The 3,460-nt window shown below is 43.4% G+C and carries 2 protein-coding genes; both read right to left on the minus strand.

Going from position 1 to position 3,460, the window contains the following annotated elements; all coding sequences use genetic code 11:
• Positions 1–135 precede the first annotated feature (135 nt).
• Positions 136–2,235: a TRAP transporter fused permease subunit gene (locus tag D9603_RS21240; RefSeq protein WP_128732827.1), complete on the minus strand. Its 2,100-nt coding sequence runs from the start codon at positions 2,233–2,235 to the stop codon at positions 136–138.
• A gap of 36 nt (positions 2,236–2,271) precedes the next feature.
• Positions 2,272–3,288, minus strand: a complete 1,017-nt coding sequence (locus D9603_RS21245; protein ID WP_128732828.1) for a TAXI family TRAP transporter solute-binding subunit — start codon at positions 3,286–3,288, stop codon at positions 2,272–2,274.
• Positions 3,289–3,460: the final 172 nt, after the last annotated feature.

Below are 3,460 nucleotides of genomic sequence, written 5' to 3' on the forward strand. Positions count from 1 at the left end.
TTAAATTGGTTTCAGGGGCGACGAGCTACTTTGAGGCGGGAAAGCCTTATTGGTAGCACCGACGCCACCTAGGTACCTACACCCGTGAGGGCAAGAAAGAACTTTGCTATTTAGTTGTTCTCAATAAGAAGTTCTTTATGCTCTTGCCGTTCTAGCCACCCAAACTTGCGTTGCAATCAAGGAAATCACCATCATTGCCGCACCAATGTCTAGATAGTACATTTGATGTGGCCATACTAACGACACGCCAGCAATCGCAACAATTCCTCTTATCAATGGCTTCAATTGAGACTCTGCATATCCATAAATTGCAGCAACCAGTGCATAGATACCGATGAGGGCAGTAAAAAATATTTGCATCACTTCAACGTGAGTACCGCCTATAAAAGGAGTGTAAGCAAATAATAGTGGCACTATATATAAGGCTTTAGCTGTCTTCCATGCTTCTACTCCCGTTGCCATTGGTGGAGTTTTTGCGATCCCTGCCGCAGTAAAGGCTACCAAGCACACCGGTGGGGTCACGTTACTATCTTGCGACAGCCAAAAGATAATCATGTGCGCTGATAGAAGCATCATCGCCAAGTGCGAGGCATCGAATTGATTGCTACGAATAATCTCAATAGCTTCTGGTGGTAACCCAGCCAGTATAGTCATGACCTCATTGGCGCTGGTTGTAGGCAAGTTATAAATTTCACTGAGGCTTGGCGCCATCATCTGCATCATCATGTTCGCGGTATCGTTGAGTTGGCCGTTGACTATCACCTCTACCAATGCAGATTGACTGATCAATCCGTACAGTGCAGGCGCTGAGAGTGTCGCTAACACAATATAAGATGCCGTAACAGGTAAGCCCATTCCAACGATTAGAGATGCCAATGCAATCAACACCAGCAACAACATCAAATTCGACCCAGCCCATTCATTGATCATCAAAGAGAAAGTAACCCCAAGTGAGCTGATAGATATACAATTAATAAGCACACCTATGGTTACCAATAACACCGCTGTTTTGGCGCTATTCTCTGTTGCCGAAGCAAGTGCTGCGAGTACTTTTGAATAACCCATTGGCGTGCGAGACACCAAAGAAAATAAGTATACACTGAGGGTTGCAATACTAACGGCGTAGGTGGGTGTAAAGCCATAAACCATAAGTGCAACCAGCAGCAATATAGGTAACAGATGATGCCAACCCGCTTTTAACTCTTGCCATGCACTCAATTGCTCGGCGTGTTCTGATGGTTTAATACCTAATCGCTTTGCCTGAATTCTTACAAAAATAGCAATGGAAGCAAAGTACAGTATCGCTGGCATAAACGCCGCCGCAATAATTGTGAGATATGGGAGCTGCGTGTATGAAGCCATCACAAACACACCGGCTCCCATAATTGGTGGGATCAACTGGCCACCAGTTGAGGCTCCAGCTTCAACAGCAGCGGCAAATTTTGCCGGAAATCCGGCTTTCTTCATTAAAGGGATTGTGATCACACCAGTTGCAGCTGTATTGGCAATCGCAGATCCAGACACTGACCCCATCATGCCTGAACTCACCACAGCAACCAAACCTTGGCCACCAACCATGCGCCCAACAAGTGCGTTAGATAGACGAATAATAAAATCACCGGTTCCCGCTTGAACTAAAAAGCTACCGAACAGGATGAACATAAATACGAATGTCCAAGAGATCTTGGCAATAGGCCCAAAGAGCCCGTCATCAAAATAATTTCGAAACAGTATTGTTTCAGCGCTGAGTCCTGCAAAATGAAAAATACCGTCAATATATTGCCCAAGAAACAATACATAGCTCATCGCCAGCATGATCATAACGGGAATAAACCATCCCATACTTCGACGAACTAACTCTAGCGCCACTAACGTAGCGGTAATCGATGCTAGCCAGTCAGCTGTTGCAAATTCATAGTTACGTGCTGCCAATGCGTCACTATAGAGCACGAGATAGCCACAACTGAGTACTAAGCTTACACATAGCCCAACATCAATCACATGAGCAACCCATGTCCATCTGCCACTATTAAGCGGCACAGTCAGTAATAAAAAGCTCCCAAACAACATAAAGTGAATGGCTGAAATATAATTGTCTGGCCAGGTAGCAACTAAATTAAAATAAAGATGTAAGAGGCTTGTGATTACCGCCAAATAGAAAGCTAGCCTTGCTTTGTTACTCTGGGGCTTTGTTGGTACTACTAAACTATCCGGCTCATTTTTGATACTACTCATTGGTACATACTGTCTCACTTTACTTAACGACCAGCACTACTGCAGGTGGGCAGGTATCTCGATACCTATTTCTTGATAATATTTTAGTGCCCCTGGGTGTAATTTAGCAGGGAGTCCTATTAACGCTTTTTCAATTGCCATTGCCTTGGTTGCTTTATGGATAGTCTGTAAAAAAACCAAGTTTTCATAAATCGTCTTCGTAAGAAGGTAAACATCTTCTTCGTTCATGTCTTTGTGAACAGCAAGGAAATTAGGCTGGGCAATCGTTTTGATGGCTTTGGTTTGACCTGGATAGGTGTTTGCTGGAATTTCGAAACGAGACCACAGTTCAGTCCCACCATTTACTTTTTGTAGCTGCTCATCCGTAAAATCAAGCACAGTTATCCCTTGAGCATCAGCAGCGTAAGCACTTGTGATAGCACTAACTGGCACGCCTGCGGGAATATTCATCCCTGCAATTTGACCGTTTTGTAACGCATTAGCAGAGCCTGCATAGCCTTTATGAACCAAAGTGAATTTCTCACTATCAATACTTAGTGCAGCCATAATGTGCTTGCCCGATCCTTCCGTGCCTGAATTACGTTTACCAATACCAAATCCTTGCGAGTAAAGATTTTTTAAGTCTGACACATTACCCGTTTTGGTATACTTTTTATCAATTACAAAGTGCTCAACATTCTGCCAAAGCATAGTTACCGAACGCAGATAGTCTTGCTTTCCTGCCGTGGACATCGCCCCTTTGCCTTGCGTTGCCCAAGCGCCATAAAGTCCTTGTAAGATAGCCAGTTCCGCCTCTTTATTTCGCATTAGTTTTAGATTATCACCCGAACCTGCTGAGGTTATAGCAGATACACTCATACCATGCTGTGGCGTGATTTTAAGTTTGGCTAATGTCGCAATTGCAACCCCCACAGGATAAAACGTTCCCCCTGATGATGCTGTTGCAAGAATATAAGATCTCTCCTTATCGACTTTGGCATAACTGGTAAAAGTACATAGGGAAATTGCAGTACTGAGCACAGCAACAATCACTCGGGTTGATAGAGCTAACATGATTTCACTTCCTAATCTTATTTTTTATACAGGCTTATTTTGCACATCTTTACGAATTTAACCAAATTTTTACGTCAATGGAGGCAGAGTATTAATACCCATTATCTTAATTAAGCCGTCTATTTTGAGGCGAGAAAATCTTGTCGATAACTGGGCAAAAATTTTGCTATTT

This window comes from Pseudoalteromonas sp. PS5, from assembly GCF_004103255.1.
Lineage (GTDB): Bacteria > Pseudomonadota > Gammaproteobacteria > Enterobacterales > Alteromonadaceae > Pseudoalteromonas > Pseudoalteromonas peptidolytica.

What these genes read in the sequence shown, in the direction of transcription:
- D9603_RS21245 (WP_128732828.1), bottom strand. Translation starts at nt 3,288, where the DNA reads ATGTTAGCTCTATCAACCCGAGTGATTGTTGCTGTGCTCAGTACTGCA.
- D9603_RS21240 (WP_128732827.1), bottom strand. Translation starts at nt 2,235, where the DNA reads ATGAGTAGTATCAAAAATGAGCCGGATAGTTTAGTAGTACCAACAAAG.